We start from the raw sequence: 1,118 nt of genomic DNA on the forward strand, positions 1-1,118 counted from the left end.
CCTATATACTGTCTTCTTTCTACTACCTTCAATATTCTGTATTCTCTTTATTCAGATGGGCCTAAAAACAAAAAATCCTGATCACTTACGTAATCAGGATTCTTGTGTTAAAAATAGGCAACGACTTACTCTCCCAGGTGTTATCCAAGTACCATCAGCGCTGGTGGGCTTAACTGCTCTGTTCGGAATGGGAAGAGGTGATCCCCACCGCTATAGTCACCTTAAGCTTTGCCCTGACATTTATCATCAGGGGCTTAATGTTTTATAGACAGTAGTTGCAAGTACTAAGTATCAAGACTGTCGACTTTCGTCTTATGTCTTTTTACTTACGTCTTACGTCTATACAATATCGTTGACAACATTGAAAAAAGAGTAGTAGCTAGATAGAAGCTAGCAAGCACATAGGATGGATTGTTTATCCTCGGCTACCCGAAAGTAGCCGAGGCGTGAAGCGTTCGGATTATTAGTACTGCTCAGCTTTGCCATTACTGACTTTACACTTGCAGCCTATCAACGTCATAGTCTCTGACGATCCTATATGGAAGTCTCATCTTGAGGTGGGTTTCGCGCTTAGATGCTTTCAGCGCTTATCCACTCCCAACGTAGCTACCCAGCGATGCAACTGACGTCACAACTGGCATACCAGCGGTTGGTCCAACCCGGTCCTCTCGTACTAAGGTCAGAGCCTCTCAAACTTCCTACGCCCATCACAGATAGGGACCGAACTGTCTCACGACGTTCTGAACCCAGCTCGCGTGCCACTTTAATAGGCGAACAGCCTAACCCTTGGGACCTTCTCCAGCCCCAGGATGTGACGAGCCGACATCGAGGTGCCAAACCTCCCCGTCGATGTGAGCTCTTGGGGGAGATCAGCCTGTTATCCCCAGCGTACCTTTTATCCTTTGAGCGATGGCCCTTCCATGCAGAACCACCGGATCACTATATCCAACTTTCGTCCCTGATCGACTTGTCAGTCTCACAGTCAAGCATGCTTATGCTATTGCACTCCACGTACGGTTACCAAGCGTACTGAGCATACCTTTGAAAGCCTCCGATACTCTTTCGGAGGCGACCACCCCAGTCAAACTACCCACCACACACTGTCTCCCTCTTGGAGG

General features: G+C 47.8%; 2 rRNA genes. Both read right to left on the reverse strand.

The window, feature by feature from the left end:
- Positions 1-112: 112 nt before the first annotated feature.
- A 5S ribosomal RNA gene (gene rrf / locus SanaruYs_RS19990) occupies positions 113-224 on the reverse strand.
- Between the two features lie 219 nt (positions 225-443).
- Positions 444-1,118: ribosomal RNA gene (locus tag SanaruYs_RS19995) — 23S ribosomal RNA — on the reverse strand; the annotation flags it as partial.

Source organism: Chryseotalea sanaruensis (genome assembly GCF_003990915.1).
GTDB classification, from domain to species: domain Bacteria; phylum Bacteroidota; class Bacteroidia; order Cytophagales; family Cyclobacteriaceae; genus Chryseotalea; species Chryseotalea sanaruensis.